28 protein-coding genes and 2 pseudogenes are annotated in these 26762 nt (G+C 67.1%); 15 read left to right on the forward strand and 15 right to left on the reverse strand.

The window, feature by feature from the left end:
* The 5 genes from ACLBYA_RS05130 to ACLBYA_RS05150 are packed head-to-tail and all read right to left on the reverse strand — an operon-like array spanning window position 1 to window position 4376.
* The gene (locus ACLBYA_RS05130) at window positions 1-705 is read right to left on the reverse strand and encodes an SDR family NAD(P)-dependent oxidoreductase (RefSeq protein WP_447708284.1); all 705 of its coding nucleotides are present in this window, start codon (window positions 703-705) and stop codon (window positions 1-3) included.
* Window positions 702-1478, reverse strand: coding sequence for an HpcH/HpaI aldolase family protein (locus ACLBYA_RS05135; protein ID WP_447708285.1), 777 nt, complete (start codon window positions 1476-1478; stop codon window positions 702-704). Before ACLBYA_RS05135 ends, ACLBYA_RS05130 begins: the two co-directional genes overlap by 4 nt.
* Window positions 1475-2443, reverse strand: a complete 969-nt coding sequence (locus ACLBYA_RS05140; protein ID WP_447708286.1) for a zinc-binding dehydrogenase — start codon at window positions 2441-2443, stop codon at window positions 1475-1477. Before ACLBYA_RS05140 ends, ACLBYA_RS05135 begins: the two co-directional genes overlap by 4 nt.
* Entirely contained in the window at window positions 2443-3681 is a 1239-nt protein-coding gene (locus ACLBYA_RS05145) for a cytochrome P450 (RefSeq protein ID WP_447708287.1), read from the reverse strand. The genes ACLBYA_RS05140 and ACLBYA_RS05145 overlap by 1 nt, the downstream gene beginning before the upstream one ends.
* Window positions 3678-4376 (reverse strand): NIPSNAP family protein, encoded by a 699-nt coding sequence (locus tag ACLBYA_RS05150; protein ID WP_447708288.1) that lies wholly within the window; start codon window positions 4374-4376, stop codon window positions 3678-3680. Before ACLBYA_RS05150 ends, ACLBYA_RS05145 begins: the two co-directional genes overlap by 4 nt.
* 67 nt (window positions 4377-4443) lie before the next feature.
* On the opposite strand from ACLBYA_RS05150, the gene ACLBYA_RS05155 reads away from it, so the two are divergent.
* Both ACLBYA_RS05155 and ACLBYA_RS05160 read left to right on the forward strand, forming a co-directional pair.
* Complete coding sequence (locus ACLBYA_RS05155; protein ID WP_447708289.1) at window positions 4444-5250, forward strand: SMP-30/gluconolactonase/LRE family protein; 807 nt, start codon at window positions 4444-4446, stop codon at window positions 5248-5250.
* Between the two features lie 9 nt (window positions 5251-5259).
* Window positions 5260-6081, forward strand: coding sequence for a thioesterase family protein (locus ACLBYA_RS05160; RefSeq protein WP_447708290.1), 822 nt, complete (start codon window positions 5260-5262; stop codon window positions 6079-6081).
* Window positions 6082-6160: 79 nt separating this feature from the next.
* On the opposite strand, the gene ACLBYA_RS05165 is transcribed toward ACLBYA_RS05160, so the two are convergent.
* The 3 genes from ACLBYA_RS05165 to ACLBYA_RS05175 all read right to left on the reverse strand — a co-directional run bounded on the left by ACLBYA_RS05165 (window position 6161) and on the right by ACLBYA_RS05175 (window position 9460).
* Window positions 6161-7450: a DUF222 domain-containing protein gene (locus ACLBYA_RS05165; RefSeq protein ID WP_447708291.1), complete on the reverse strand. Its 1290-nt coding sequence runs from the start codon at window positions 7448-7450 to the stop codon at window positions 6161-6163.
* Window positions 7451-7832: 382 nt separating this feature from the next.
* Window positions 7833-8888 carry a saccharopine dehydrogenase family protein gene (locus ACLBYA_RS05170; protein WP_447708292.1) on the reverse strand — a complete coding sequence of 352 codons (1056 nt, stop codon included), beginning with the start codon at window positions 8886-8888 and terminating at the stop codon, window positions 7833-7835.
* Window positions 8885-9460 carry a TetR/AcrR family transcriptional regulator gene (locus tag ACLBYA_RS05175; RefSeq protein ID WP_447708293.1) on the reverse strand — a complete coding sequence of 192 codons (576 nt, stop codon included), beginning with the start codon at window positions 9458-9460 and terminating at the stop codon, window positions 8885-8887. Before ACLBYA_RS05175 ends, ACLBYA_RS05170 begins: the two co-directional genes overlap by 4 nt.
* A gap of 46 nt (window positions 9461-9506) precedes the next feature.
* On the opposite strand from ACLBYA_RS05175, the gene ACLBYA_RS05180 reads away from it, so the two are divergent.
* Complete coding sequence (locus ACLBYA_RS05180) at window positions 9507-10154, forward strand: GNAT family N-acetyltransferase (RefSeq protein WP_447708294.1); 648 nt, start codon at window positions 9507-9509, stop codon at window positions 10152-10154.
* Here ACLBYA_RS05180 and ACLBYA_RS05185 read toward each other — a convergent pair.
* The gene (locus ACLBYA_RS05185) at window positions 10151-11239 is read right to left on the reverse strand and encodes a phosphodiester glycosidase family protein (RefSeq protein ID WP_447708648.1); all 1089 of its coding nucleotides are present in this window, start codon (window positions 11237-11239) and stop codon (window positions 10151-10153) included. The genes ACLBYA_RS05180 and ACLBYA_RS05185 overlap by 4 nt on opposite strands.
* A 172-nt stretch (window positions 11240-11411) precedes the next feature.
* Between ACLBYA_RS05185 and ACLBYA_RS05190 the strand changes: the two genes are divergently transcribed.
* Entirely contained in the window at window positions 11412-11690 is a 279-nt protein-coding gene (locus ACLBYA_RS05190) for a GlsB/YeaQ/YmgE family stress response membrane protein (protein WP_447708295.1), read from the forward strand.
* Here ACLBYA_RS05190 and ACLBYA_RS05195 read toward each other — a convergent pair.
* Both ACLBYA_RS05195 and ACLBYA_RS05200 read right to left on the reverse strand, forming a co-directional pair.
* A complete protein-coding gene (locus ACLBYA_RS05195) occupies window positions 11683-12987 on the reverse strand; it encodes a PQQ-dependent sugar dehydrogenase (RefSeq protein ID WP_447708296.1) in 1305 nt (434 codons plus the stop codon). The two genes, ACLBYA_RS05190 and ACLBYA_RS05195, sit on opposite strands and share 8 nt — an antisense overlap.
* Window positions 12968-13729 (reverse strand): pirin family protein, encoded by a 762-nt coding sequence (locus ACLBYA_RS05200; protein ID WP_447708297.1) that lies wholly within the window; start codon window positions 13727-13729, stop codon window positions 12968-12970. Before ACLBYA_RS05200 ends, ACLBYA_RS05195 begins: the two co-directional genes overlap by 20 nt.
* A 67-nt stretch (window positions 13730-13796) precedes the next feature.
* On the opposite strand from ACLBYA_RS05200, the gene ACLBYA_RS05205 reads away from it, so the two are divergent.
* The 4 genes from ACLBYA_RS05205 to ACLBYA_RS05220 all read left to right on the forward strand — a co-directional run bounded on the left by ACLBYA_RS05205 (window position 13797) and on the right by ACLBYA_RS05220 (window position 18425).
* On the forward strand, window positions 13797-14240 hold the full coding sequence (locus ACLBYA_RS05205; RefSeq protein WP_447708649.1) for a MarR family winged helix-turn-helix transcriptional regulator: 444 nt from the start codon (window positions 13797-13799) through the stop codon (window positions 14238-14240).
* 36 nt (window positions 14241-14276) lie between these two features.
* Window positions 14277-14519 (forward strand): hypothetical protein, encoded by a 243-nt coding sequence (locus tag ACLBYA_RS05210; RefSeq protein ID WP_447708298.1) that lies wholly within the window; start codon window positions 14277-14279, stop codon window positions 14517-14519.
* Window positions 14520-14572: 53 nt separating this feature from the next.
* The gene (locus ACLBYA_RS05215) at window positions 14573-15349 is read left to right on the forward strand and encodes an SDR family NAD(P)-dependent oxidoreductase (protein ID WP_447708299.1); all 777 of its coding nucleotides are present in this window, start codon (window positions 14573-14575) and stop codon (window positions 15347-15349) included.
* A gap of 346 nt (window positions 15350-15695) precedes the next feature.
* Window positions 15696-18425, forward strand: a complete 2730-nt coding sequence (locus ACLBYA_RS05220) for a hypothetical protein (RefSeq protein ID WP_447708300.1) — start codon at window positions 15696-15698, stop codon at window positions 18423-18425.
* 56 nt (window positions 18426-18481) lie between these two features.
* Here the strand turns inward: ACLBYA_RS05220 and ACLBYA_RS05225 are convergent, their stop codons facing one another.
* The gene (locus tag ACLBYA_RS05225) at window positions 18482-19606 is read right to left on the reverse strand and encodes an NDMA-dependent alcohol dehydrogenase (RefSeq protein WP_447708301.1); all 1125 of its coding nucleotides are present in this window, start codon (window positions 19604-19606) and stop codon (window positions 18482-18484) included.
* A 128-nt stretch (window positions 19607-19734) separates the two neighbouring features.
* Between ACLBYA_RS05225 and ACLBYA_RS05230 the strand changes: the two genes are divergently transcribed.
* Entirely contained in the window at window positions 19735-20235 is a 501-nt protein-coding gene (locus tag ACLBYA_RS05230; protein WP_447708302.1) for a VOC family protein, read from the forward strand.
* Here ACLBYA_RS05230 and ACLBYA_RS05235 read toward each other — a convergent pair.
* Entirely contained in the window at window positions 20218-21240 is a 1023-nt protein-coding gene (locus ACLBYA_RS05235) for a sigma-70 family RNA polymerase sigma factor (RefSeq protein WP_447708303.1), read from the reverse strand. The genes ACLBYA_RS05230 and ACLBYA_RS05235 overlap by 18 nt on opposite strands.
* Window positions 21241-21284: 44 nt before the next feature.
* Between ACLBYA_RS05235 and ACLBYA_RS05240 the strand changes: the two genes are divergently transcribed.
* The 5 genes from ACLBYA_RS05240 (at window position 21285) to ACLBYA_RS05260 (ending at window position 25107) form a co-directional block, all read left to right on the forward strand.
* Window positions 21285-22124 (forward strand): alpha/beta hydrolase, encoded by an 840-nt coding sequence (locus ACLBYA_RS05240; RefSeq protein ID WP_447708304.1) that lies wholly within the window; start codon window positions 21285-21287, stop codon window positions 22122-22124.
* Window positions 22121-23173: a hypothetical protein gene (locus ACLBYA_RS05245; protein WP_447708305.1), complete on the forward strand. Its 1053-nt coding sequence runs from the start codon at window positions 22121-22123 to the stop codon at window positions 23171-23173. The genes ACLBYA_RS05240 and ACLBYA_RS05245 overlap by 4 nt, the downstream gene beginning before the upstream one ends.
* A 67-nt stretch (window positions 23174-23240) precedes the next feature.
* Window positions 23241-23987, forward strand: a complete 747-nt coding sequence (locus ACLBYA_RS05250) for a DUF2786 domain-containing protein (RefSeq protein ID WP_447708306.1) — start codon at window positions 23241-23243, stop codon at window positions 23985-23987.
* Window positions 23987-24463, forward strand: coding sequence for a TIGR04338 family metallohydrolase (locus ACLBYA_RS05255; protein WP_447708307.1), 477 nt, complete (start codon window positions 23987-23989; stop codon window positions 24461-24463). Before ACLBYA_RS05250 ends, ACLBYA_RS05255 begins: the two co-directional genes overlap by 1 nt.
* Window positions 24460-25107, forward strand: a complete 648-nt coding sequence (locus ACLBYA_RS05260) for an O-methyltransferase (protein ID WP_447708308.1) — start codon at window positions 24460-24462, stop codon at window positions 25105-25107. Before ACLBYA_RS05255 ends, ACLBYA_RS05260 begins: the two co-directional genes overlap by 4 nt.
* A gap of 13 nt (window positions 25108-25120) precedes the next feature.
* Here the strand turns inward: ACLBYA_RS05260 and ACLBYA_RS05265 are convergent, their stop codons facing one another.
* Window positions 25121-25663 (reverse strand): hypothetical protein, encoded by a 543-nt coding sequence (locus ACLBYA_RS05265; protein ID WP_447708309.1) that lies wholly within the window; start codon window positions 25661-25663, stop codon window positions 25121-25123.
* A gap of 221 nt (window positions 25664-25884) precedes the next feature.
* Here ACLBYA_RS05265 and ACLBYA_RS05270 point away from each other — a divergent pair.
* Window positions 25885-26144 (forward strand): annotated as a pseudogene (locus ACLBYA_RS05270) (DAPG hydrolase family protein); the annotation flags it as partial.
* A gap of 5 nt (window positions 26145-26149) precedes the next feature.
* Here the strand turns inward: ACLBYA_RS05270 and ACLBYA_RS05275 are convergent.
* Window positions 26150-26748 (reverse strand): annotated as a pseudogene (locus ACLBYA_RS05275) (SDR family oxidoreductase).
* Window positions 26749-26762 lie beyond the last annotated feature (14 nt).

Consider the following 26762-nt stretch of genomic DNA (forward strand, 5'->3'; position numbering starts at 1 on the left):
TCATCCGATCTTCAGGATCTGGCCACCGTCGATCACCAGCTCCGAACCGGTGATGAACGAGGCGTTCGGCGATACCAGGAAGGCGACGGCGTCGGCGACCTCTGCCGGGGTGCCGAGCCGGCCGGATTCGCCGAGCCGGGCCTGGGTGCGTTCGTCGAGCATCGGGGTGGCGATGGGTCCTGGGAAGACGGCGTTGACCCGGATGCCCGCGCCCAGCAGTTCCACCGCGGCGGCCTGGGTCAGCCCGCGCAGCGCCCATTTCGACGATCCGTAGGCGGCGTGGTTGGGGAACGGCCGGACCGCGCTGGTGCTGCAGGTGTTGACGATCGCGGCGCCATCGGCGGCACGCAGGTGTTCCAGCGCGGCACGAATGCCCACGAAGGGGCCCAGACAGTTGACCCGCCAGCTGTTCTCGAAGCCCGCGGCGGTTTCCTCGCCGAGCGAGGCCCGGTGCAGCACACCGGCATTGTTGACCAGTGTGGTCAACCCACCGAAGCGTGCCACCGTCGCAGCGACGGCGGCCGTCCATTGTTCTTCGGAGGTGACGTCCAGGTCGATGGCGAGCACACCGTCGGGATGTTCGGCGCCCGCACCGGGCAGGTCACACGCGGCCACCCGGTAGCCGTCGGCGTGCAACCGGGCGACGATTGCCGCGCCCTGCCCGCGGGCGGCACCGGTCACCAGCGCCACTGGGTGCCCCGTCATTGCAGGTAACCTTCCGTCGCCTGGGCCCCGCCCGCACCGGCCTCATCAAGATGTGCCGCCGCGCCGCGGCGCAGCGCCTGCGATTCCGAGGCCAGTGTGATCATCCGAAATCCCATGTCCACCATGCTTTTCCCGATCGATCCGGTGCCGGCGTGGATTCCGGCGACCAGGCCGGCTGCGGTAGCCGTCGCGGCGATATGAGCCATCGCGGCGCGGATGTCGGGGTGGGTGAACGCATCCGCGAGCCGGTGGCCCATCGAGATCGCCAGGTCGGCCGGACCGACGTAGATACCGGAAAGTCCCGGTACGGCACAGATCTCGTCGAGGGCGGCGAGCCCGCGCGCGGTCTCGATCATCAGGTATACGCTCGCCGCGGCTTCCAGCGCGGCGGTGTCATGGCCGAGTGATGCCCGCAACGGGCCGAAGCTGCGCACACCGGCCGGGGCGTAGCGCGTGGCGGCGACGGCCGCCGCGGCCTGGCCGGCGTCCTCGACCATGGCGATGATGACAGCGTCGGCCCCGGCGTCGAGGACCCGGCCGATCGGCGCCGGATCGGCGTTCGGCAGTCGCACCGCCGTGCCGATCGGCAGGTGTTCGAGGCGGCGCAGCAGCAGGGCCACATCGGCGTCGTCCAGATAGCCGTGCTGGACGTCGAACCCGACATAGTCGTAACCGGCGGCGGCGAACTCCTCCGGACCGATGATGGTCGGGCCGACGACCCAGCCGCCCCAGATCCGGTCCTTGGCGTTCAATGCATCCTGCAGTCGTGTCATGCGACGATCGCGATCTTGACGCGGCCGGGATCGGGCCGGCAAGCGTGCTCGAATGCGGCCTGGGCGTCCTCGGGGGCGAAGGTGTGGGTCAGATAGGCCGGCAGCAGCTGCGGATGGGCCCGTGCGTATTCGTCGGCGGCGGCCAACACGCGCCGCCGTTCCTGTGTCACACCGGATTTCAGGGTCAGGTTGTTGCGCAGCATGGTCCTGATACTGATCGGATACACATCGTCGTCGGTGACGCCGAAGTAGAACACCGTGCCGCCGAAGCCGGCCGCCTCGATGGCATGCCCGAGGGTGGCGACCTGGTGCCCGACGGCCTCTATGACGACGTCGTATTTCGCATCCGGTGCGAGGTGGCGGATCCAGCGGTCGCTGGTGGCCCGGACCGGTTCGTCGACACCGAAGATGGGGGCGAGCGCGCTGCGGTCGAGTGGGTCGACACCGGTGACGTGTCGGGCACCGGCCGCCTTGACGACGTGGCTGAACAGCAGTCCGATGGAACCCTGGCCGATCACGGTGACCCGCTTGCCGGTCAGATCGCCGAGCTGTTCGACGGCGTAGAGCACGCAGGCCAGCGGCTGCAATCCGATCGCATGCGCCGGAGTGAGCTCCGTTCGGTAACCGGCCAAACCATTGCCGTCGGCGATCACCTGGGCCTGCAGCCCGTCGAAGCCGGAGGACCAGCCGACCACCCGATCCCCCACGGCGTGCGCCGGGTGGGCACTGGCCAGCACCTCACCGGCGATCTCGTGGATGGGGAATCCGTCGATCCCGGCGGCGCAGCACCCGGTGTCGGCGGGTAACCGACCCTGCGTACCCCGGAAGCCGGGAACGTCGCTACCGCAGATTCCGGCGGCCTGGAACTTCAGCAGCACCGCGCCCTCGGCGAGTGTCGACGGATCGGGGGGCTCGCGGTCGGTCCGTTCGAAGGTATACGGCGCGCTCAGCCGATAACCCCACATCAGCGGCCCTGCACTTCGACCGGGATGTTGTTCCAGCCCCATTGGAAACTCGACGGCGGCCGGGACGCGGCCTCGGTCAGGATGCGGTAATCGGTCACCCGCTTGAACCACTCCTGCATCATGATGGTGATCTCCAGGCGGGCGACGTGGACGCCCAGGCAGAAGTGCTGACCGTGTCCGAAGGACAGCAGTCGGTCGATGGGCCGGTTCCAGATGAACCGGTCGGGCTCCGGGTACTCGCGTTCATCGCGGGCGGCCGAGGCCAGCAGGGTGATGATCCGCTGACCGGGATTGATGGTCGTTCCGTGAATCGTGTACGGACGCCGCACAGTTCGGGCGAACCACTGCGCCGGTGCGGTGAAACGCAGGATCTCCTCCCGTGCGACCGGAACGTTGGCCTCCGGGTCGGCCCGCACCGCGGCCAGTTGGTCGGGGTGTTCGCTGAGCTGCCACAGGCCGGTGGCGGTGACCTTGGGGACCGTCTCGGTGCCACCGATGAACACCCCGAGCATCTGGATGGCGGCCTCCATATCGGTGAAGCCCGTGCCGTCGGGCAATTCGAAGTTGATCAGACTGTCGGCAATGGGACAGCTGCCGTCGGCACCGGCGGCCCGGCGCGCCTCGATGATCGGTGTCAGATAGCTGAGATAGCCGGGCCGGGCGTTGGCGACCTCGACACCTTCGCCGGGCTGCGCCAGGCTGCCCGCGTTGACCGAGGCCAACACATCGGACGCCATTTCTGCTGGCAGACCGACGAATTCGCACACCATGGCGGCGGCGACGATACCGCCGTAGTCCTGGGTGAGGTCGAAGGTGCCGCGCGGGAGCAGTTCGTCGAGCCGTTCGTTGGCCAGGGTGCGGATGCGGTCGGCCAGTTTGGCCGCCGCACGCGGCCGGAACTGCGCCGACGTACAGCGCCGCACGTTCTCATACAGCGGGGAATCGAAATTTGCGTGGAACGGCATGGGGTGCAGCAGCGGATCGGCGACCGGCCCGTCGTTGTGATGTTCGAGCACATTGGCCGCGGGCAGGGTGCCCTCGGAGGCGACGAAGGTGCCGTCGGTCAGGCGCAGCGCCTCCCAGATGTCGTCGAACCGGGACAGCGCGTAGGTGTCCCACTGCGGCAGGTAGTAGACCGGGTGTTCGTCGCGTAGCACCCGGTAGAACGGCAGTGGGTCGGCCATCACATCCGGTGCGAACGGATCGTAGGAAAAGGACTGCGGCACGGCGGTTCTCATTGCAGCGGCGAGGGCGGCAGCGCGGCCAGGATGGAATCTTCCCAGCCGTCGCGGAGGGCGGGCGCCACGCTCATCCAGGTGACGATCTCGGCGGGTGGACTGTCCTTCCAGGACGGGTAGTGGTTCTCGAAACAGTCCCAGCCACCGTCGAGTGCCCAGTAGTGGATGACTTCGTTGAATCGGAAGGTGGTGGTGAAGGATCCGAGCCAGCGTTTGCCGGTGCTCTCCGACCACGGCACGTAGAGCCGTTCGAGCTCACGGATGTAGTCGTCCTGCCGGCCCGGTTTGGTCTGCATGATCTCCTGGATGACGAGTTCGGCTTTGAAGCCTTCCTCCTGCAGTTGGGCCAGGTTGCGGTTCTGCGGGGCCGCGTACATGATCCGGCCCTCACCGTGGGCGCCGATTCCGGCCAGATAGCCCGACCATTCGGCGGCCGCGGCGGCGTGGCTGCCACCCGCGGCCTGGGCCCTGCCGATCCGGGCATAGTCGGCGAACGAGTCGATCTCCCAGATGATGGTCGCCTGCGGCCAGTGCCCGTTATAGGGCGTCGTCTCCCAGATCGAGAACAGTCGCGCGCCCAGTTCGGCCATCATCGGGTGGTACACCACCGAGAACTGCGCGGTGAAGTCGTCGCCGCGGCCGAGCTCGATGGTCTCGTGCAAGTACAGAAGTGTGTGGCGGTGATATTTACGCACTCAGCGAGCGTGACATTTTGGACATGTTTTGTAAAGGTGCGACGCCGTGATGGGTTATCGTGATGCCATGACAGTCCAGCCGTTGGCCAACGGATTCTGCTTCGGCGAGGGTGCCCGCTGGTTCGAGGGGCTGGTGTGGTTCTCCGACATGCTCGGCGAGGCGGTGCACACCGTCACCCTGCACGGTGAGATGTCGACGCTGCCGTTGCCCGGTCACGCACCGTCGGGCCTGGGGTTCCGACCCGATGGGACCTGCCTGATCGTGTCCACCGTTCGTCGTGAGGTGCTCGCCTATGACGGCGAAAGCGTCACCGTGCTGGCCGATCTCACGGATCTCGCACCCGCCGATCTCGGCGATATGGTGGTCGACGACCGCGGCGGCATCTACGTCGGGTCCCAGGCCCGCGACGGCGGTGTCATCATCCGGATCGGCCCCGATGGCCGGGTGTCCGTGGTCGCCGAGGATCTCAGCTTCCCGAACGGCATGGTCATCACACCGCGAGGAACGCTCATCGTCGCCGAATCGACCGCGCGCCGGCTCACCGCGTTCGATATCGCCGCCGACGGCACCCTGAGCGGGCGCAGGGTGTTCGCCGACGGCCTGGACGGACCGCCGGACGGGCTGGCCGTGGACGCCGCGGGTGGGGTGTGGGCGGCGATGACGCTGGCGCACAAGTTCCAGCGATTCCTGCCCGACGGTGTCGCCGATGACATCGATATGAATGACCGGGCTGCCATCGCGTGCGCACTGGGTGGCCCGGAGGGACGCACCCTGTTCCTGCTGTCGTCCACCGATGCCTACCCGGAACGGTTGCGTGGCACCAAGTTGTCCACCCTCGATGCTGTCACCGTCGACGTTCCGGCCGCCTACTGAAGGGCACGCATGTCCTACTACACGCTCGTTGATGCCGACGATCCGATCGGCGAGAAATTCGCCGCATCCGATCTGGTGCGCAGCACCTGGTCGCCTGCCATCCAGCACGGCGCTCCGCCGTCAGCCCTGTTGGTCCGCGCGTTGGAGCGCTGTGAGCAGCGGTCGGATACCCGATTGAGCCGGGTGCTGATCGATCTGCTCGGGCCGGTCCCCGCCGAGGGCGATCTGTGGGCGCGGGCCACCAAAGAACGTACCGGATCGCAGATCGAACTGATCTCGGCCGAGCTGCTGGCGCCGGGACCCGACGGAGCGCCCCGGCCGGTGGCCCGGGCCAGCGGATGGCGGTTGCAGCAGCAGGACACCGCCGAGGTGGTCCACGCGCCGGCGCCGCCACTGCGCCCGCTCGCCGACGCCAAAAGCCGTGATATGGCCAAGGATTGGGATCCCAACTATGTTCACAGCGTCGACTGGCGTTGGCTGACAAAGCCGTTGGCCGACGGGCCGGGCGAGTCGTGGATCCGCCCGACCGTGGACCTGGTCAAGGGCGAGGTGATGACGCCGCTTGAGCGTTTGTTCACCGTCGCCGATGACGCCAACGGTATCGGCACCAAGATCGACATCCGGACATGGACCTTCCTGAACACCGACCTGGTGGTGCACATCCACCGGGTTCCGGACGGCGAGTGGATCGGCATCCGCGCCGAGACCAACTACGGGCCCGACGGCATCGGAACCACCTTGGGCACGCTGTTCGACGAGTGCGGACCGATCGGCGCGATCCAGCAGTCGGTGCTGGTGCGCCGCCGACCGCCGCGCGTCCCGAGACGCTGACCATCCGCGGACAACGACTCGGGACGCTCCGCGCCCCACGGTTCACTATGGAGTTTTCAAGGTGCCGTGCAGCTTTGGGTCAGGCAGCCGTGGGTAGGTGTGTCATGGTTCGTCTCGCGTGGGATCTGAGATGCTCGGGTGCGGGTCCCGTCGGGTCGTGTGGTGGGATGAACCAGGGGTGGCGGTCGGGGCCGAGGTAGACCTGCCAGCCACTGTGGTGGATCAGGGTGTGGTGCATCCGGCACAACAACACCCCGCCGTCCAGACAGGTGGTCCCGCCTTCACTCCACGGGGTGATGTGGTGGGCATCGCACCACGACACCGGCCGCCCACACCCCGGGAAGGCACACCCACCGTCCCGGATCCCCAACGCTTTACGGATATGTGGCGGGAACAGGCGTTCGCTGCGGCCGACATCCAGTGGGACGCCGGTGTGGTCGACGATCACCGTGCTCAGCGTGCTGTCGCACGCGATCAGATCCGCGGTGGCGGCGCTGACGGGCCCGGTGAACCCGAGCTGATCCACACCTTCTTCGCCCCTGACACAGGTCTGTGGTGGCCGGATCAGGGTGACGTGCGGCAGCACGCCCCCGGACATGGGCCGGTCCGAGTGCGACAGATAGGTGCACACAATCTGCCCGAACGCATCCGCGCGGCGCCGCCCCGGCGGCCGCGGATCCGGGGACCCGTCCGGCAGCGGCACCGGTCGGGTCAACGGATCCGAGGCCGCCATGAACTCTTCTGCGGTCACCGCGTCCAGATCCATGGTCACGATCGACCGGCCGTCGCTGTTCCGCACGATAGCCACGACATTGAGGGCGGCGTCCTCCGCGACCGGCACCGCCCGCTCACCGGGTGGTTGTGTCGCGGTGCGGTCGATGGCGATCGCCCGCGCCTTCTCGGCCACCTCGGCCGGGGTGGTCTTGATCATCAACTTCCTCACCACCGTCGCCCGATCCTCCTCGGACAACGGCACCCGGGAATGCACATGGGCGACCCCGAGCCCGACCGCATCGGCGAACTCGATCCCCACCCCGCCCAGCCGTTGGGCCCGCGTCAACGCCGCCAGACCCGGCGCAGCTCGCCCGACCCGTACGGCCCGTTGCGCCGCACCCGGGGACATCCCGACCGAGGTGAGCAGGTCCGAACCGGATTTCAGGTGCTTACGCGCCGGCACCCCGAGCCGTTCCGCGGCGGCGACCGCGGACGCGATCACGAAATCGAACAGATTGCGCGCGGTCACCGCAGCCACCAACACCGCCAACAACGACTGCTCATCCACGATCCGCGGACACTCCAACAGGTGAAACAACGTCCGGCCCACATCCGCCTCCGGCGCAGCAGACGGCGTGAGATCGTCGATCAACATATTCAGAAAAGACTCAAGACAAGCGGCGTCCATCGCGGGACCCACCTTCCACACCAGGCCATCACGGCCCGCCCCAGCCAGCACCGCCCAACCACCCCGAAGGGTACGGTCGAACCTTGTCGACGACCGATGTCGCCGGCGCGTGCTCACCGAAGCGGGAGCAACAGCAATTCGAACTTGTGTTCGAGTCTACGCCTGAACGTCAACCCTGACAACGAAAATCCTTAAGAACTTCCTGAACATTTCGACGGGCGGCGAATACCGGCACGAAGCCCGCGTACTGGGGGTAGTAGCGGGGAACCCAACCCCGGCTACGCGGGTTTCGGCGCGGCAAGTACGCGGGGCATGTCTCAGGACATCGGTGACAGTTCTGCCACGCCGCTCAGCCGACGATCGCGCTCAGCAGATCCGGTGCCGAGTGCAGTTGCTCGACGTGCCAGACCCCAGGGCGTTCCTCCGTCTTCATCAGATGGGCCACCACAAGATGCGCGACCTGCGCGGTCATCGCCGCCTCGCCCCGGCCACGATGGAAGGCCCCGACCCGCAGCGAACGGCCGTCGCGGATGCCCGTCGCCTCGGCGCAGACGGCGAATCCGCCGGCCGCATGCGGAAGCCGCGACATCAACCGAACCAGTGGGTCGCGTACCGCGGCCGACCCGAGAATCCGGGCTGCTCCGATGCGCGCGCCGATCACGGCCGTCGTGTGCACCGCCCGCGGCTGTAGCGCCAGCCATGACCGCACGGTGGGAATCTCCAGCGTCCGAGCCAATGTGCGTTGTTCGGGAAAGTTGAACCCGGCGCCAGAGATTCGTGACGGTCCGCCGAAGTCGAGCTGTCGCCGCGTCGCGAACGGCAATTCCGTGCTCTGGCCACCACGCTGGGCCACCGCAAAGGGCACCGCGAGATTGGCCAACGTCCAGTCCATCGCCGCGACCCCGTGTTCGTCACCGATGCTGAGCTGAACCCCGATGTCGAGGCGATCGATCTGTTCCAATCCCGAGCAGACCTCCCGGGCAAGAAGATTCGTCAGCCCAGGCGCGACTCCCACACTGAGCACGCCGGTGGCTCCGTGCTCGATAGCGATCGGACGTAGGTCCTCCACCGCCGCGATTCCGTCGGCGTCCGCCGAGACGTCGGTGTAGTTCACGCCGGACTGCAGGCAGCCCGCGGCCAGTGCCGCCTCGGTCCTGGCGGCGCAGGAAACCACCAGGGCGGGTTGTTCGGTGCGGATCAGCATTTGTACCGACGCCGGGTCGGCTGCATCGAGATGAGCAGCGCGTGTGCCATATCCGAGCGCACCGGCCACGTCCTGTGCACGCGTTCGATCCCGTCCGCTGACGATCAGCTGACCCGGAAACCGTGGAGCGAGTCGCTCGCCGAGCAGGCGGCCCACCAGTCCGTAGCCGCCGGCGATGACGATTGCGCCCGACCCGGTCATGACTCGGCGGCCACATCGGCGAGGAGCGCCAGCGCATCCACCAGTTCGCTCGCGGCCGGGACGTTCTCGGGATCGAAGATGGACTGAACCGCCAGGCCGTCGAACAATGCGATGAGAATCGTTGCCACGGAGCGGACTTGTGCACCGTCGAGGGCGGCCATCGCTGGTCCCAGGCTGTCGCCGACGGCCGCGCGGAAGTCGTCGTAGGCGGACCGCAGCTCCTCGCGCAACGCGTCGCTGCGCTCTGCCTGGGCGAAGACCTCGATGGCCGCGACTGCGTCCGAGCGATCGGTGCGCAGGTCGTCCAGAAATCCTTGCAACACTGCCGTCAGTCTTGCCTTGGGGTCGGTCTCGCCGAGGTCGACCGCATTTCGCAGCGGTCCCTGCGCCCATCGACGGGTGGCATGCACGGCGGCCTGATGGAGCAGACCGTCCTTGGAGCCGAAATAGTAGTTGACATCGGGGGCGTGCGCGCCGGCCGTCGCCAGGATCCGACGAGTTGTCGTCCGTGCCCACCCGTCCTCGGCCAGGCAACGAACAGCCGCGTCGAGCAGCCTGTCACGTGTGCTCATGCAACCATCCTAGCGTGTGCTATTAGCAATCGCTAGGATGAGTCGTATGACAGCTTCCGTGATCCGCCCCGCACAACCGGCCGACCTCGACTTCCTGGCCTGGGTGATGCGTACCGCCGCGACATCCCATCTGCCGCAGTGTGTCTGGGACGTCCTGTTCGGACTGCCATCAGCAGATGTCGACGAACTACTACGGTCGGTGTGTACATCGCAGCAGGTGCACTGGTGTCACCTGGACCGATTCTGGATCGCCGAGGTGGCCGGACGGCCGGCCGCGGCGATGACCGGGTTCGACCCGGCCGCCGCCGGAAACCCCATGCTGGAACGGGCGATCCTGGAGCGCGTCGCCGCGTTGGGCCTGAATGACGAATCCCTGGCCGCGCTGCTCGGCCGCGCGGCGGCCCTGGCCCGCGCCACGCCACCCAACATCGACGGTAGCTGGGGCGTCGAGAATGTCGCGGTGGCGCCGAAGTACCGGGGAACCGGCATCATCGACGAGCTACTGGAGCATCTCCTGGCCACCGGCCGGGAGGCCGGCCATCGCGAAGCGCAGGTGCTCTGCCTCAACGGGAACGTGCGTGCCGAACGTACCTGGGAGCGCCACGGATTCGCGCTCACCACCGACTACCGCGATCGGAGCTTCGAGACGACGTTCGGGACAGCCGGCCTGCGGCTGTACACGCGCACGCTCTAATTGAACGCGAGCCAGCTGGGCAGTGCCCGCTCCCTGGAATCGCACAGCACCTGATAGGTGTCGCACGACCCTTTCGGCACCCCCGCGCCCGCCCACATGCCGCCGGTGTCGCGGCGCAACACGATCGCCGAGGAGCCGCCGCCGTCGAGCAGGATTGCGGTATCGGAACCCAAGCCGCGGAACAGATCCTGGATCTGGTCGGGTGTGTAGCTGCCGCCCTGGAAAACGTAGAACTCGTCGCGGTCCCGTACATAGGCCAGAGCGGTGCGGGCCGCCGACGGTCCCGGATCGTTCATCTGGCCGGTATCGCCCGGAGCCAGCAGGCCGAGTCCGGCGACGGCGACGAACCGGGTGCCCTTGCTCATCAGATCGGTGATCACGGGTGTGGCAGCGTCGAAATCGTTGTCCGAGCGCGGCATCACGATGAACGGGGCGCCTGAGGTCGGCAGGATCATCGTCGCCAGCGGCGTCCAGATCTCATTGCCGCCGGACAGTCCCTGCTTGCCCGCGTACGCGATGGTTCCGGTGAGCGGCAGGTTCAGCTTGCCGAGCCCACGGGTGGTGTCGACGTATGCACCCAGTGGAGAACTGCAGCCGGTGGTCTTCCAGGAGCCGCCCTGTTGACCGCGGATGTCGAAGAAGTTGGCGTTCACCGCGATCGTGGGCTGGCCGAGGGCCTGCCAGGCCGCGATCGGCGTGTACACCTCGGCCGCCTGTACCAAGCCCTCGCCGGTACGGGCACCGGGCGTGCGTTCGCAGCGGGCCTGATATCCGTTGTGCGTGTCGACGAGAAGTCGGGGCGCCAGTCGCTGGGAGGCGCCCTTGACGATCATCAACCGGCCACCGTTGCCCGATTCGTACCAGCGGCCGCCGGCGTCGAGAAGCGGGGCGGGATGGCCGCCGCCGAAGTTGTACACCAGATAGGAACCCTGGGTACCGGCCACCGCGGCGGCCAGCAAACTGCGGCCGTCGGCCGCGGTCGCGGCCGGCGCACCCGTGCTCGTCGCCAGTGCCGCGGTGACCGCAAGGGTGGCGGTACCAGCGGCAAAGCGCCGCAGACGGGTGGCAACGGTCGGCACGGTGATTCCTTCGGAAGAGGGTGAACAGGCGATCACCTTTAATCACAGCAGCAACACTGTCAACTTTCGTCACGAGTGCGTCACGGTTGGGCATCGGGTTATCCGCTTGGGCGTCAGCGGAATTGGGTATCCCCGCCGAACCAGTCAAGGCACTGATCCGCTCGACCTAGGAGTAGTCATGATCGGAACCATCCTCAGCGCACTACTTGTCGGCCTCGTCGTCGGCGCACTGGCGCGGCTGATCATGCCCGGCAAACAGAACATCGGCGTCCTCATGACGATCCTGCTCGGCGCCGTCGGCTCGCTCGTCGGCAGCTGGGTGACCTACCAGCTCGGCTACGCCAACGCCAACGGCGGGTTCGCGATCGTCCCGTTCCTTGTAGGCATCGTGGTGGCCATCGTGCTGATCGCGATCTACGTCGGTGCGACAGGTCGCCGCGGCACGCCGGTCAGGTAGCAGGTGTCAGCCGGTAGATCGCGTCGGCGTAGTCGTCGGTGATGTAGACCGAGCCGTCGGGGCCGGCGACGGCGGCCACCGGTCGGCCCCAGCGGGATCCGTCCTCGGCCTGGAACCCGCCGACCAAAGTCTGCTGGTCGCCCAGACTGCCATCGCGCCACGCGAAGTAGGACACCTCGGGTGCCTGCGGATCCTGCCGATTCCACGAGCCGTGCACACCGACCAGCGCGCCGCTGCCGTACGGTGCGGGCAGCTGGCCATCGGTGAAGGTCATGCCGAGCGGGGCGGAGTGCGCGGCCAGGCTCTGCTCGATGGGCGGCAGCGCGGCGCAATCCATGGCTGCCCCGTCCGCGTTCGTCTGCACATCGCGGATGAGCGGCAGGTTCGCCGGGCCGCCGTCGGGATTGCAGTAGGGCCAGCCGAGTTCGCGGCCGGGGGCGAGTTTGGCGACCGACTCGGGCGGGTTGTCGTCGACGTACCCGGGGTCGACCTGCCCGGTCGCCGGATCGGCGATGTTGTCGCGGTTGTTCACCGCCGTCCAGACGGCTCCGTCGGGTGCGATGGCCAGGCCGGTGCCGTTGCGCACCCCGGTCGAGAACGGTTGGGCCGGTCCGCCTTCGGGCGGCACCACCATGATGGTGGCCCGCGGCGGTGTCGCGGTGCGGTCGTCGGCCGAGATGTTGCCGGTGGACCCGATCGAGAAGTACACGGCCCCGTCCGGCCCGACCGCCACGCTCTTCAGCGCGTGCGAATAGGCGCCGCGCAGGTCTGCGCTCCGCCCGTCGGGCAGTCCGTCGGCGAGGGTGCGTGGGTCGGCGGCGGCGCCGTCGCGGTAGTCGTACGCACTGACCCGGTTGCTTTCGGCGAGGTACAGCGTGGAGCCGACGAAGGTGATGCCGTGAGGTTGGGTCAGACCGTCGAGCAGTGTCTCGGTGCGCCCCTCACGCATGGAAACCACTTGCCCGGTACTGGGAATGGTGACCAGCAGCGCTCCGTCGGGAGCCCAGGCCGCCAGTCGGGGTTTGTCGGTGCGGGCCCACACCGAGATCGTCCAGCCCGCCGGGACGAGTGCCCGGCGGGGCTCGTCGAACGGTGCCTGATCCATTCCTTCCGGCACGGTGAGGGTGACCTCGGCGAGCTCCGCGGCGCGTGGCACCCGCGGCGGCTCCCCGGCGGCCGAGGTCTCGGCCGTGGTGGCCGGTGTGCTGCCGGTCCCGGTGTCCCCCGAGCACCCGGCCACCAGCGCGACCCCGAAGAGGCCGTAGATGATTCGACGGCTAGCCTGCCAAACCTGCATGCATCTCCCAGATCAGAATTTCGGAGGATTCGGTGGCGGTGACCCGCTGGCCGCCGGTCGCGGTCAGTCGGGCGGCATCGCCCGCGAGTAGTTCGCCGGCGCCTTCGAGACTGACGGCGCCGCGGGGTACGAACAGATGCAGGTACGGGGCCTGCGGCAGTTCGACGGTCTCGCCGGCCTGCAGCCGCGCGCCGTGCAGCGCCGCGTACTTGTTACCGATCGTGATGGCCGAGCGATCCTGGTGCTCGGGCATCCCGGAGGCGATGGTGACCAGCCCGCCACGCAGCAGTTCATCGTCGATCTCGAGCTGCTGATATCCCGGATCGCGGCCCGACTCGTCGGGGACCACCCACATCTGCACGAAATGTACCGGCTCGCTGTGTGATTCGGTGCCCGTCAGGCGCCAGGAGTCGTTCTTCTCCGAGTGTAGGATTCCGCGTCCGGCCGACATCCGTTGTGCCAGTCCGGGATAGATGACACCCGAGTTGCCCGTCGAATCCTGGTGCACCAGTGAACCCTGCATGACCCATGTGACGATCTCCATGTCGCGGTGCGGGTGGGTATCGAACCCGGTCGCCGGCGCCACCCTGTCGTCGTTGTTGACCAGCAGCAGTCCGAAATGGGTGTTGGCGGGGTCGTAATGCTCGCCGAAGGAGAACGAGTGCTTGGAGTCCAGCCAGGAGATCTTGGTGGCGGCGCGGTCGGCGGCGGGTCGGATATCGATGGATGGGGTGCGGGTCATCTTGCTCCCTCGGGCTCAGTGCCAGCCTAGGTGGCGGCTCTGGACAGCACAACTTAAATGATGTGTCATATATTCCGTGTGGTTGACTACGCGCGAACAGACACTGTGGCGGGACTATCTGGCGATGACGGGCCGGCTGCAGGCGGCGATGAACCGGCAACTGCAGGCCGACTGTGGGCTGTCGCTGGCTGACTACGACGTGCTGGTCGCGCTCGACGAGGCGCCGGGGTGCCGGATGGCCGATCTCGGCGGACGCCTGGGGTGGGAGCAGAGTCGGGTATCGCATCAGTTGACCCGGATGCGCGATCGCGGACTCGTCGAGCGCCGTGGCGCCGACGACGATCGGCGTGCCGCGGTCGTCGACCTGACCGCGGCGGGGCGGGATGCGCTGGCCGCGGCCGCACCGGGGCATGCGTCCCTGGTTCGTAATGTGGTGTTCGACGGGATGTCCGAGGCGCAGTCGCGCTCAGTGCAACGGTGGTTGTCGACGGTGCTGGAGCGGCTGGAATGAAGTCGCCGTGCTGATCGACCGATAACATCGGCGGCCATGAGCCTGCCGCCGGAGGACACCTGGGACTATCCGGACTTCGACGATGTCGAGGAGATCCCACCCCGCCCGAGTAAGCGGATACCGGTCGCGATCTTCCTGCTCGGCTGGCTGGTGCTGCCCACTTTCGTGATCCTGATCGGCGACCTGGACAGCCCGTGGTTCGAGATCGGATGCGCCGTGACGCTCGCCTTCGTCGCCGTCTTCATCTGGGCCTGCGTGCGCGTGGTGAAGAACTTCTGAACAACCAACCGACCGGTGGATCGACGGCCCTCATCAGCCTTTAGTCTGTCGACGTGGATATCAATGGAGCTAGCGCAATCGTCACCGGTGGCGCGTCGGGTATCGGCGCCGCCTCCGCACGTCTACTTGCCGACCGGGGTGCCCGTGTCGTCGTCGCCGACCTCAACGCCGAACGCGGTGAGGAACTGGCCAAGGAGATCGGCGGTGTCTTCGTCACCGTCGACGTCACCAACACCGATCAGATCCTCGATGCGGTCAACACCGCCGCCGACCTCGGCCCGCTGCGGGCCCTGGTCAACTCGGCCGGCATCGGCTGGGCCCAGCGGACCATCGGCAAGGACGGTCAGTTCGAGTCGGCGCACAGTCTCGACGTCTACAAGAAGGTGCTGGCGATCAACCTCGTCGGCACCTTCGACTGCATCCGGTTGGCCGCAACGGCCATGAGCCGCAACGACTTCACCGAGACCGGCGAGCGCGGCGCCATCGTCAACCTGACCAGTGTGGCGGCCTTCGACGGCCAGATCGGCCAGGCCGCGTACTCGTCGTCCAAGGGCGGCGTCGTGGGTCTGACCCTGCCGGTGGCCCGCGACCTGTCGGCGGCGGGTATCCGTGTCAACACCGTCGCCCCCGGTCTGATCGACACCCCGATCTACGGTTCGGGGCCGGAGTCCGAGGCCTTCAAGGCCAAGCTCGGCGAGTCGGTGCTGTTCCCGCACCGCCTCGGCAAGCCCGAGGAACTCGCCTCGATGGTCATCGAGCTGCTCACCAACTCGTACATGAACGCCGAGGTCGTCCGCGTCGACGGTGGCATCCGGATGCCACCGAAGTAGTTTCCGAACCGCCGCAGAGCCCCCTGGCCCGTACGGGAGAGGGGGCCTTGTGTGTTCTGTGGCAATGCCGGCGAACATAGGTGCACTAAGTGACAGTTGCAGTCAAATTTGCCGGACGAGTAACTTGAAGAGTCTCTCGGCAAACTTTTGCTGGTCGGTGGCCCTCCGGGTGAACAAATCGCAGAGATCTTGATAATCCAGCTAAATAAGCAATTTTGTGTCGCAAGTCACGTGTACAGTCCCCCTCGAATCTTCTCGACATCAAACAAGGGGGCGCATCAAAGTGGCTGTGCATCGGCGATCGAAAGGTAACCATAAGATCCATAATTCGTTGCTGGGTCTCACCATGGCAACGGCCGTGGCCGCGACACTGACGGTTGCGGCTCCGGTACCGACACCGCCGGTACTGCTCGCGCAGGAACAGCAGCTCATCGAACAGCGCAATGTCAGCCTGGCCGCCGCCAGCACCCCCTACGAGCAGCTCCAGGCGGTCATCAATACCGTGCTGCCCGGTCTGGTCAACACCTTCGGCGCGCGGCCCCGCGTCACCCTGGACACCCTGCTGGCCCAGGTCCCCGACAGTCTGCTGACCGATCTGCTCAATGCCAACGGTGGCACCGTCAACGTGGCGACCTTGCTCAGCACGCTCGGTCTGAACGATCCCGGTTCGGAACTGAACGCAGCCGTCACCGAGGCGATCAGCGCGGCGCTGACCGACTTCCTCAACTCGGCGACGACAGGTGAGAATGCGGTGGCGCTGGAGGCGCAGCTGCGGGCGGCGATCGCCACGGCGGTGGACGCCCAGTTGCGAGCGGTGAGCGTCTCTGTGAAGCCGGTCAGCTTCTTGCCGGCGGTCACCATCCGACTGGTCGATGTCGTCGGCTCCGCCGGCGTCACCGACATCGCCAACGGGGTGGCCGGCTCCGTCGCCGGCAGCATCGTGAACAACCTGACCGTCATCCTGCCGACCGCCGACGAGCTGACCGCCGAGATCACCACGGTGCTGCCCGATCTGCTGACCACGTTGTTCAACGCCGCCGACCTGGCCGATGCTCAGGGCAACTTCCAGCTCGGCAATCTGCTGGAGCTGGTGGGGCTGAACCTGAGCAGCCTGGCCGACAGCGGTGCGCTGACCATGACGACGGCGGGTCCGCTGTTCACCATGGCGCGACTCCTTGCCGGAGTCGACCTGGGCTGGGTCCCGGGCACCCAGTCGGCGATCGCCGACTCGGTCAACGAAACCGCCTACCTGGACCTCGGTACGTCGACGTTGAAGACCAATCTCGCTGCGGCGCTTGCCGATGCATTGGCCGACGGCTCCTTGGCCGCCGATCTGGGTACCGTCCTGACGCCCGCGCTGAACAGCATCGTCGCGCAGATCGTGGTCAACGCGACCGACACGGTGGAGGCCGACCTGACGAACAGCATCCGCAGCGCACTGAGCGGATTGAACTTCCGGGTACTGGGCGTGAACGTCCCCGCCGGAAATCTACTCTTCGGCGCGCTGCAGCCACTCATCGCCGATCTGGCCGACGATCTGAGCGGTCAGTTGCAGGGCAACGTCTCCGAACTTGTGGACGGGTTGGTCGACAGCGGTACCGGCAGCATCGGCGACGCGCTCAACGAGGCTGTCAACGGTGCCATCGGCGCCATTCCGGACCAGGAGATCGCCTCGGTCCGAATCCCGATCGTCATCGGTACCGGCATGGGTGCCTTCTCAGCTGGTGCTGCCTATCGGGATGTGCTGGCGCAGCTGTCATCCCAGCCCGGCGGTGTCGACTACACCGGGGTCAATCCGCTGCTGGGCAGCCTGACCGTGTTGCCGGCGATTCTGCTCAACAACGCCGGCCGCGCCAACGGCGGCATCATGGCCCGATTCGCCGATCTGTTCGCCATGCTCGGAATCGACGGCGTCACACCCGACGTCGCGATCAGCAGCAGTGGCGGCACCCCGATCGGTGACACCGGTCTGGCGCTGGGCGGGGCGAACCTGATTCCGGTCAAGGTCGACGCGACCGTTCAGTATCAGCTGATGTCGGACTTCGCGGCCTGGGCGAACCCACTCTCGCTGCTCAACAATGTGGCCGCGGGCATGCTGCCCACCTACATGTTGCGGGGCCTGGATGTCGGCGGGGCGGCCGGCGATCTGACCGGCGCGCTGGAAGATCTGGTAGGCGACCTGGCCGACCAGAACGCCCCGAACACCAACATCTACCTGACGGTCCGGGCCAACACTTTGCCGATGTTGGAGCCGCTGTATCTCGTCGGTGACGTGCTGCGGCTGGTGGGCCTGGCCCCGGTCGCTAATGTGGTCAACGGGCTGGCCAACGCGTTGTCACCCGCGCTGACAAGCCTGGTGAACCTGGGCTACTCCGACGCCTTCTTCAACCCGGTCACCGGTGCGTATGAGCGCACCCTCGATACCGCCGCCACCCCGGTGCGTTTCGGCACGATGCCGACTGTCGACTGGAATCAGGTGCTGCCCAATGTGCTCAAGCAACTGGGTTCCGGATTCCAGAAGGCGATGACGTCGGACAACAACACCGCGCCGAACGCGCTCGAAGGTGTGGGGGACTTGCTGAACGGGAACTTCGACAACGTGCTGGGCGGGCTGACGGATGTGCTCGACGACGCGGTTGGTGACCAGCAGGTCCAGGGCACGGCGGACGCGCAGCTGACAGCGGCCGAGGTGGCCGACGACGCGCCCGCGGCAGAGCAGTCGAATGCCCCGGTGCTGCAACGCAATCACACGGCCCGGATCGCGGCGGCACCCACACCGCAGCCCGCCGCACCACCGGTGGGGCAGCCGGCCGAACCGGTGGTCGAGGAGGTCGAGGACGGAGTGGTCGTACCGCTGACGGCACAGGAGCGCGCCGCCGAACGAGCCGCAGCCAAGAAGGAAGCCAAGGAAGCTGCCAAGGAGGCTGCCAAGGAAGCCGAGAAGGAAGCCGAGCCGAACAACAACGATTCGCCAGCAGGGCCCAAGAGTGGCGACGGTAACGATTCCGCCGCAGGCGATTCCGATACCGGTGGCTCCGACAGCGGGGCCGGCGGCGGAAGTGAGAACGCCGCCTGAGTGACCGAACGCAGAAGCCCCCTACCGCGGTAGGGGGCTTCTGTGGTGCTGGAGTCTTACCAGTCGCTCTCGTCGTAGCGGATGACTCCGCGGATGTTGTTGCCGTCCAGCATGTCCTGATAGCCGGTGTTGATGTCTTCCAGCTTGTAGGAGCGGGTGATCATATCGTCGATGTTGAGCAGCCCGGACTTGTACAGCGCGGCCAGCCGCGGGGTCTCGACATGTGAGCTGCCACCACCGAAGATGTTGCCCTTCAACGTCTTCTGCAGCATGGTGAACAGGAACAGGTTCAGCTTGACATCGGCGTCCATCATCGAGCCCATTCCGGTGACCACGCAGGTCCCGGTCTTGGCGGTGAGGATCATCGCCTCCTCGACGTACTCGCCCTTCATCTCGCCGACGGCGATGATGACCTTGTCGGCCATCAGACCGTGGGTGGCGTCGATGACCGGCGCGATGGCCTCGGCCATCGACGGGTAGACATGGGTGGCGCCGAACTTGACGGCCTGCTCACGCTTCCACTCGTTCGGGTCGATCGCGATGACCTGCTTGGCCCCGGAGATCACGGCCCCCTGCAGTGCGCTCATGCCGATCCCGCCGACGCCGACGATGATGACGGTCTCGCCGGGCTGCACCTGGGCGACATTGGTGGCCGAACCGAAACCGGTCGGCACCGCACAGCCCATGATGGCGGCGGTCTCGAAGGGGATGTCGTCGTCGATCTTGACCACGGAGTCCTTGTGCACCGTCATGTACGGCGCGAAGGTGCCGAGCAGGTTCATCGGAGACACCTCGTGTGACCCCGCATGGATGCGGCTGGTGCCGTCGGCGATTGCCTTGCCGCCGAGAAGCACGGCGCCACGGTCGCACAGCGAGCGGAAGCCCTTCAGACACGGTGGGCAGGATCCGCAGGCCGGGATGAAGGCGAGGATGACGTGATCGCCTTCGGCCAGACCGGTGACGTTCTTGCCGACCTTGGTGATGACTCCCGCGCCCTCGTGACCGCCCAGCGCGGGCAATCCGATGGGGGTGGCGCCGGTGGTGATGTGGTAGTCGGAGTGGCACATGCCGGCTGCGTGCATACGGATCTGCACCTCGTCGGCGACCGGATCGCCCAGATCGATCTCGTCGACCTTGAACGGTGAGTTGAGCTCCCAGAGCAGGGCACCTTTGGTCTTCATGAGCAGTGATAATAGAACACGTTGCAAAACAACTGAATAGTTGCCTGTGAACTGCGAGTTTGAACGCTTTATTTCGTCGTCAACGGATTGTCCCGATGATTATTCGACGTGCCGCTGGTCATATCGGTATGACTGAGATCAGCGCGCGCATCATTCCCAACCTGTGGTTCAACACCGAGGCCGAGGAGGCCGCGGCCCACTACATCGCGGCGTTCGGCGGGAACGGCCGGATCCTGCGGACCCAGCCACCGATTCCCGGCTCGCCCGGCCCGCAGCACGTCCCGGTGGTCGTCGAATTCGAGCTGGACGGACAGCTGTTCGTCGGGATCAACGGCGGCCCGATGTTCACCTTCTCGGAGGCAGTATCGCTGGAGGTGCGCGTCACCGGCCAAGACGAGTTGGACCGGCTCTGGGCGGCACTCGTCGAGGGCGGGCAGGAGCAGCCGTGTGGCTGGTTGAAGGACAAGTACGGGTTGTCCTGGCAGCTCACGCCCACTGAGTACTACGACATGCTCGCCCGCGGTGACGTCGAGGCGAACGGCCGCCTGGACGCCGCGGTGATGGCGACCGTCGGGAAGTTCGATATCGCCGGGTTGGAGGCCGCCTACCGGTCAGAGGGTCGCGGGTAGCCCGAACTTCTCGAACTGCGAGGTGTCCAGAAAGGCCACCACGTGGGTGATCCCGGCATCGGTCACGTCCATGACGTGTAACTGGAACGGTTCGTGCACGCCCGTCTCGGGATTGCGCAGATACATCCCCGCGGCGGTCTGGCCGTTGGCCGTCGTCGGCACCAGACGCATATCCCCGGCGCGCTCGGCCGGGCACTTGTCGCGGGACAGCGCGCCGATGGCCGCCGGGCCGACGTACCAACTGTCGAACGGCGGCATCTCCCAGATGGCGTCGTCGGTGAACAGCCGCTCCAGCCTGTCGATGTCATACGCCTCGAATGCCGAGATGTAGCGCGTCAGCAGTTCCTGCGCCTCCGGCGATTCCGGGGCCTGCAGCGGCTGATCCTCGCTGGGGCCGACCGCGTCGAGTTGGGCCCGCGCCCGCTGCAGCAGGCTGTTGACGGCCGCCGTCGAGGAGCCCACCGCATCGGCGACTTCGGCCGCCCGCCACTGCAGCACATCGCGCAACACCAGCACCGCGCGCTGGCGCGGGGAAAGGTGCTGCAGGGCAGCGACAAAAGCCAGTCGCACCGACTCCTTGGTTCCCACCACGGTCTGCGGGTCGGATGGGTCGTCGGAGTCGGGCAGTGGCTCCAGCCAGGGCACCTCGTGGCGTTCGTAGATATCGGCATGCGGATCGGAACTCTGTGTGCCCAGCCCCGACGGCAGTGGCCGGCGCTGCTTGCCATCCAGCGCGGTCAGGCAGGTATTGGTGGCGATCCGGTACAGCCAGGTCCGCACCGAGGATTTGCCCTCGAACTTGTCGTAGGACTTCCACGCCCGCAGGTAGGTTTCCTGCACCAGATCCTCGGCGTCATGCGCCGAGCCGGTCATCCGGTAGCAGTGTGCGAGCAGTTCCCGCCGATACCGCTGGGCATCGGCCAGGAACGCGTCTTTGGAGTCGAATCTGTCGTCTACCGCTGTGAGGACGGTCACCCGGCTGAGCTTACCGAGCGCCACCGACACGTGCGTTGCAGCGACCGATCGGTGCCAGCCGATAGGCTCGTCGCGTGGCCACCACCCGTAGTGAACGCACCTTCGACGGTGTCGGCGGAACACCCATCGTGTACGACGTGTGGACACCGGCCTGCGACCCCACCGGGATCGTGTTGATCTGCCACGGGTACGCCGAGCACGCCCGCCGCTACGACCACGTCGCCCAGCGTTTCGGGGAGGCCGGCCTGCTTACCTACGCGCTGGACCTGCGCGGACACGGCCGCTCCGGGGGCAAGCGTGTCCATCTGAAGAACATCGACGAATACACCGCCGACTTCCACCACCTCGTCGGCCTGGCCACCGCCGCGCACCCGGAACTCAAGCGGGTGGTGCTCGGGCACAGCATGGGCGGCGGGGTGGTCTTCACCTACGGTGTCGAGCATCCCGACGACTATGCGGCGATGGTGCTCTCCGGACCTGCGGTCTACGCGCACGATGCGGTGTCGCCGGTGATGATCGGGGTGGCCAAGATCGTCGGCAGCGTGCTGCCGGGTCTGCCCGTCGAGAACCTGCCCGCCGATGCGGTCTCGCGCGATCCGCAGGTCGTCGCTGCGTACGAGGCCGACCCGTTGGTACACCACGGCAAGCTGCCCGCCGGTATCGCCAAGGCACTCATCGGCGTCGGCGAGACCATGCCGCAGCGGGCGGCCGCGCTGACCGCCCCGCTACTGGTGGTGCACGGTGGGCAGGACAAGCTGATCCCGGTCGCCGGCTCCGAGCGCCTGGTCGACTGTGTCGGGTCGAGCGATGTCAACCTCAAGGTGTACCCCGAGCTGTACCACGAGGTGTTCAACGAGCCCGAACGCGCTGTGGTACTTGATGATGTCACTACGTGGATTGCGACCCGATTGTGAAAAACGTTGTCCGGCAGTTGGTCTCGATCCTGGGGGCGGTGCTGCTGGTCGCCGGGTGCTCGTCCGGAGGCTCCGATGTCGAGGCAGTGCAGCAGGGTTGGGTCGAAGACGAGGTGTCCTTCACCGACTCCGCCGGTCTGACCATCTACGGCACCTACCGCCACCACGGTGACGACACCGGCCCCGCCGCGCTGCTGATCTCCGAGAGCGGCGCCACCGATCGCAACGGCGACAATGCGGTGGCCGGGCCGATCGGCAACATGCGCCAGCTTGCGGAATACCTGTCCGGCAAGGGAATCGCGTCGCTGCGGTTCGACAAGGTGGGGACCGGCAAGACCGCCCTGGGCCCGTACGCGACCAATCCCGCCGCTGTCGGCAGCGCCGCCTACTCCGAGGGGGCCCGCGCCGCGGTGCGTTACCTCGCGGGCCGACCCGGCACCGATCCCGATCGGATCTCCGTCTACGCCATCGGCGAGGGCACGGTGCACGCGATGACACTGGCCGACGATATCGAGCCCGACGCCCCGAAGATCCACTCGCTCGGCCTCTTCCAGCCGCTGCCGGGCCGCTATCTGGACATCGTGAGCGATCGGGTGCGCACCGATGTGCAGGCCGCCCTGGACTCCGGGGCCAAGACCCAGGAGCAGGCCGACCAGACGCTGGACGCCTGGGCAGCGGCCGTCGCCGACGCCAGGACCCGGGGCACCGCACCCGAGAAACTGCCGGATGGTCTGAGCGCAATCCTGAACCCGGGCAACGTGCAAGCAGTCGCCGAGGCCGACGCGATCGATCCGCTGCAGTTGGCGGCGAAGGTGCCCACCGAGACCCGGGTGCTGTTGACCTGTTCGGATTCGGACGGTCAGGCCTCATGCACCGCGGTGCGACCGTTGGTCGACGCGTTGCGGCGGACCGCGCTGACGGTGGTCGAACTCAAGGGCGTCAACCATGTGCTGCGCGACGATCCGACCGACAACGTCGCCAACTACGCCAACCAGGACCCGCTGTCGCCGCAGCTGATCACCGCGCTGGACAGCTTCGTCGGCCGGTGACCGTGGGCCTGTGGATAACTCCGTCTCCGGGGCCGTTTCTGTCGGTTCGGCGTCTTAGCGTGCGCCCATGAGCAACGACAAGATGCTGGCCCGGATAGCCGCACTGCTGCGACAGGCCGAAGGCACCGACAACACTCACGAAGCGGACGCCTTTCTGGCTGCCGCCCAACGACTGGCCACCGCGACCTCGATCGACCTGGCGGTGGCCCGCGCGCATTCGGCGCAACGAACCGCCGCTCAGGAGCCGGCGCAACGCACCATCAGCATCGGCGATCCGGGTACCCGCGGGCTGCGCACCTATGTGCAACTGTTCGTGGTCATCGCGCTGGCCAACGATGTGAAATGTGATGTGGCGTCGAACTCGACCTTCGTCTACGCCTACGGCTTCCCCGAGGACATCGACGCCAGCCATGCCCTCTATTCGAGCCTGGTCATGCAGATGGTGCGGGCGTCCAAGGATTACCTGGCCACCGGTGCACACAAGCCGACACCGACGATCACCGCGCGGATCAACTTCCAGTTGGCCTTCGGTGCGCGGGTGGGGCAGCGGCTGTCCGAGGCCCGGGAGGAGGCGCGGCAGTCCGCGGCCGCAGCCACCAGCAGTCCCGGCACGGCGCTGGCTCTGCGAAACAAGGATCTCGAACTCACGTCCTTCTACCGGACAGCCTCGGCGGCGCGCGGAACCTGGCGGGCCAGCAGTGCTTCGGCGGGGTATTCCTCCGAGGCGCGCCGCGCCGGTGACCGGGCCGGCCGGCGCGCGCGGCTGGGCCCCAGTCAGGAGCTGTCCGGAGCACGGGCCAAGCTGGAGCGTTAGTGCGTGATACCCAGCGGGCAAAGGTTTATGCCGCAGAGGATTTTGTTCGTACGCTGTTCGAACGTGCCGATGGTCGCGGGTCACTGGACTTCTTCGGCACCACACTGACGCTGCCGCCGGAGGCCAGGTTCGGTTCGGTGGATGCGGTGCGCGGGTACGTCGAGCAGGTGCTGGCGATGCCGGCGGTGCGGCAGCGTTGGCCGCAGGCGGGGACGTGTGCGGTGCGCAGCCGACGCGGGGTGACGGCCGCACATTACGAGAGCGGTACCATCGCGGTGCCCGATCGGCACACCACCTGGGCGCTGCGCGAACTCGTCGTGTTGCACGAACTGGCGCACCACCTGGCCGGTGCGGGCGTGCCCGCGCACGGACGGGAGTATGTCGCGACGATGGTCGAGCTGGCAGGCTGTGTGATGGGACCCGAGGCAGGCCATGTGCTGCGGGTGATCTACGCAAAAGAGGGGGTGGCCGGATGACCGAGCCGGCGGCTGTCGACACACTGTTCGATGAATTGCTGCACACCGAGGACGAGGCGTTGCGGCTGGCGCGGGAGTCCACGCGCCCGGCCGGCATGCCTGCCATCGAGGTATCTGCGCAGCACGGCCGGCTGCTGAACCTCTACACCCGGATCATCGGGGCTCGTCGTGTTCTCGAGATCGGCACGCTGGCAGGCTATTCCACCATCTGCCTGGCCCGTGGCGTCGGTGCGCAGGGGCAGGTCATCAGCCTGGAGTACGAGCCCCGGCATGCCGAGGTGGCGCGGGCCAACCTGGCCCGCGCCGGCGTCGCCGACCGGGTCGAGGTGATCGTGGGTGCTGCGCTGGAGAGTCTGCCGACCCTGCAGGGGCCGTTCGACCTGTTCTTCATCGACGCGGACAAGGAGAACAACCGGGCCTACGTCGAGGCCGCGATCGGGCTGGCCCGCCCGGGAGCGTTGATCGTGGTGGACAACATCGCACGCGGCGGGCGGGTGCTGGACCCGGCACCCGAGGATCACCAGGCGACCGCGGTACGCGACATGCTCGCCATGATGGGGGACCACCCGCGACTGGATGCCGCGGCGATTCAGACCGTCGGCGCCAAGGGCTGGGACGGTTTCGCGGTGGCGCTGGTCAACTGAGTCCGGACTGGTCTCAGGGCTGATCCGCCGGCGGCGGACCGAGGCCTTCCTCGGGCGCGGGTTGAGTGACCGTCTCGGTTTCGGTCTGCGTTTCGGTGACGGTGCTGGGCGGCGCCGTCGTTGTCGTGGTGGTCGTCGTTGTGGTGGTTGTCGTGGTCGTACTGGTGGTGCTTGGCGTCGTGGTGGTCGTCGGCTCCGCTGTTGTCGTCGCCGGGCCCGGTGTGGTGACGGTTTCGGTGACACCGGGCACCACCGGAGTCGACGTGTCGGCGGTGGTGGTCGTCGTGGTTGTGCTCGTCGAGTCTGTCGTCGACGAATCGCTTGAGGTCAGGCTGACGATGCCGAAGACAGCCAGCGCCAGTACGACGACGGCCGCCGCGCCGATCCCGATGAGCGCCGCGGGCTTGCGGTACCAGGGATCGGCAGGCACTTCCTCATGCGGTGCGGGCTCGCCGTACGGGTCGTAACCGTCGCTGTAGTTGGCGCCGGTGTAATTGGCGTACTGGGTCGGCTCGTCGTCGGAGTAGTAGCTCGGGTCCTCGGGTGGCCTCGACATAGTCGCGATGCTAGCCCTTGTTCGGGCCTGAACTTCGGATCTCACCAGGGGCCGCGGCTTACGCTCGCATTTCGGACACCACAACCGGACGGGAACACGGTGATGGCCTACCTCGGATATCGCGGCGCCGATGCCGACTCCCCGCTTGCCGCCTACTTCGATCCGGAGACGGCGCCTCTGCCCGGACATGTGGTCGTGGCGCTGGAACACGGCCCGCAGGCGGGACCGGTGCTGCCCGGGTGTGCAGCAGTTGGTTGGTCCACCACGTCCGCCCCACCACCGGCGGCGCTGAGATGCGTTCCCGATTCTGGATGGGCGGCCGGCACGTGGCGGTGCGTAAGGGTCCGGGCCTCGCCGACCGGCTGGTTCGTCCCGTTGCTGCCCGACAGATACCCGACCCCGCGACCTGCTGGTGCACTGCGCCCAGGAGATGAATCACCTGGCCGGGTTTCTGCCGGCGTTGTACGAACAGTTCAACTGAGGTCGTCAGCGCGCCAGCCAGCCGCCGTCCACCGGGATCACGGTTCCGTGGATGTACCGCGCATCGACGGTGGCGAGAAACGCGACCGCACCGGCGATGTCATCCGCCTGATCCCAGCGTGACGCCGGAATGCGTTGAGAAATATGCTCATTACGTGTGGCGTCGGCGAGCAGGGCTTCGTTCATATCGGTGACGACGTATCCCGGCGCGATGGCATTGACATTGACACCTCGGCCCGCCCATTCGTTGGCGAAGGCCTTGGCCAGCTGGGCCACCCCACCCTTGCACGCCGCGTAGCCGGGCACCGTCACACCGCCCTGGAAGCTGAGCAGCGATGCGATGAAAACGATGCTCCCCGAGCCCTTTCTCAGCATGCCCCTACCCAGTTCCCTGGTCAGGAGAACGGTGCGGTGAGGTTGACGGCGAGGACCTCGTCCCAGAGGTCGTCGCCGTGGTGTTCGGCGGGGGCTCGCCGATTGACGCCCGCGGCATGTATCAGGATGTCGGGGTCGTGCGGCTGGATCTCACCGATGGCGGCGTACAGCGCGGGACGGGATTGCAGTTCGGTTGCCACCGCGGTGAATTTCCGCCCAGCGGCGAGCACCCCGGTGCGGCACT

The organism is Mycobacterium sp. C31M (genome assembly GCF_053345865.1).

Coding starts and splice junctions, on each gene's coding strand:
- ACLBYA_RS05130 (WP_447708284.1), bottom strand. CDS start 705: ATGACGGGGCACCCAGTGGCGCTGGTGACCGGTGCCGCCCGCGGGCAG.
- ACLBYA_RS05135 (WP_447708285.1), bottom strand. CDS start 1,478: ATGACACGACTGCAGGATGCATTGAACGCCAAGGACCGGATCTGGGGC.
- ACLBYA_RS05140 (WP_447708286.1), bottom strand. CDS start 2,443: ATGTGGGGTTATCGGCTGAGCGCGCCGTATACCTTCGAACGGACCGAC.
- ACLBYA_RS05145 (WP_447708287.1), bottom strand. CDS start 3,681: ATGAGAACCGCCGTGCCGCAGTCCTTTTCCTACGATCCGTTCGCACCG.
- ACLBYA_RS05155 (WP_447708289.1), top strand. CDS start 4,444: ATGACAGTCCAGCCGTTGGCCAACGGATTCTGCTTCGGCGAGGGTGCC.
- ACLBYA_RS05160 (WP_447708290.1), top strand. CDS start 5,260: ATGTCCTACTACACGCTCGTTGATGCCGACGATCCGATCGGCGAGAAA.
- ACLBYA_RS05165 (WP_447708291.1), bottom strand. CDS start 7,450: ATGTTGATCGACGATCTCACGCCGTCTGCTGCGCCGGAGGCGGATGTG.
- ACLBYA_RS05170 (WP_447708292.1), bottom strand. CDS start 8,888: ATGACCGGGTCGGGCGCAATCGTCATCGCCGGCGGCTACGGACTGGTG.
- ACLBYA_RS05175 (WP_447708293.1), bottom strand. CDS start 9,460: ATGAGCACACGTGACAGGCTGCTCGACGCGGCTGTTCGTTGCCTGGCC.
- ACLBYA_RS05180 (WP_447708294.1), top strand. CDS start 9,507: ATGACAGCTTCCGTGATCCGCCCCGCACAACCGGCCGACCTCGACTTC.
- ACLBYA_RS05190 (WP_447708295.1), top strand. CDS start 11,412: ATGATCGGAACCATCCTCAGCGCACTACTTGTCGGCCTCGTCGTCGGC.
- ACLBYA_RS05195 (WP_447708296.1), bottom strand. CDS start 12,987: ATGCAGGTTTGGCAGGCTAGCCGTCGAATCATCTACGGCCTCTTCGGG.
- ACLBYA_RS05200 (WP_447708297.1), bottom strand. CDS start 13,729: ATGACCCGCACCCCATCCATCGATATCCGACCCGCCGCCGACCGCGCC.
- ACLBYA_RS05210 (WP_447708298.1), top strand. CDS start 14,277: ATGAGCCTGCCGCCGGAGGACACCTGGGACTATCCGGACTTCGACGAT.
- ACLBYA_RS05220 (WP_447708300.1), top strand. CDS start 15,696: ATGGCAACGGCCGTGGCCGCGACACTGACGGTTGCGGCTCCGGTACCG.
- ACLBYA_RS05225 (WP_447708301.1), bottom strand. CDS start 19,606: ATGAAGACCAAAGGTGCCCTGCTCTGGGAGCTCAACTCACCGTTCAAG.
- ACLBYA_RS05230 (WP_447708302.1), top strand. CDS start 19,735: ATGACTGAGATCAGCGCGCGCATCATTCCCAACCTGTGGTTCAACACC.
- ACLBYA_RS05250 (WP_447708306.1), top strand. CDS start 23,241: ATGAGCAACGACAAGATGCTGGCCCGGATAGCCGCACTGCTGCGACAG.
- ACLBYA_RS05260 (WP_447708308.1), top strand. CDS start 24,460: ATGACCGAGCCGGCGGCTGTCGACACACTGTTCGATGAATTGCTGCAC.
- ACLBYA_RS05265 (WP_447708309.1), bottom strand. CDS start 25,663: ATGTCGAGGCCACCCGAGGACCCGAGCTACTACTCCGACGACGAGCCG.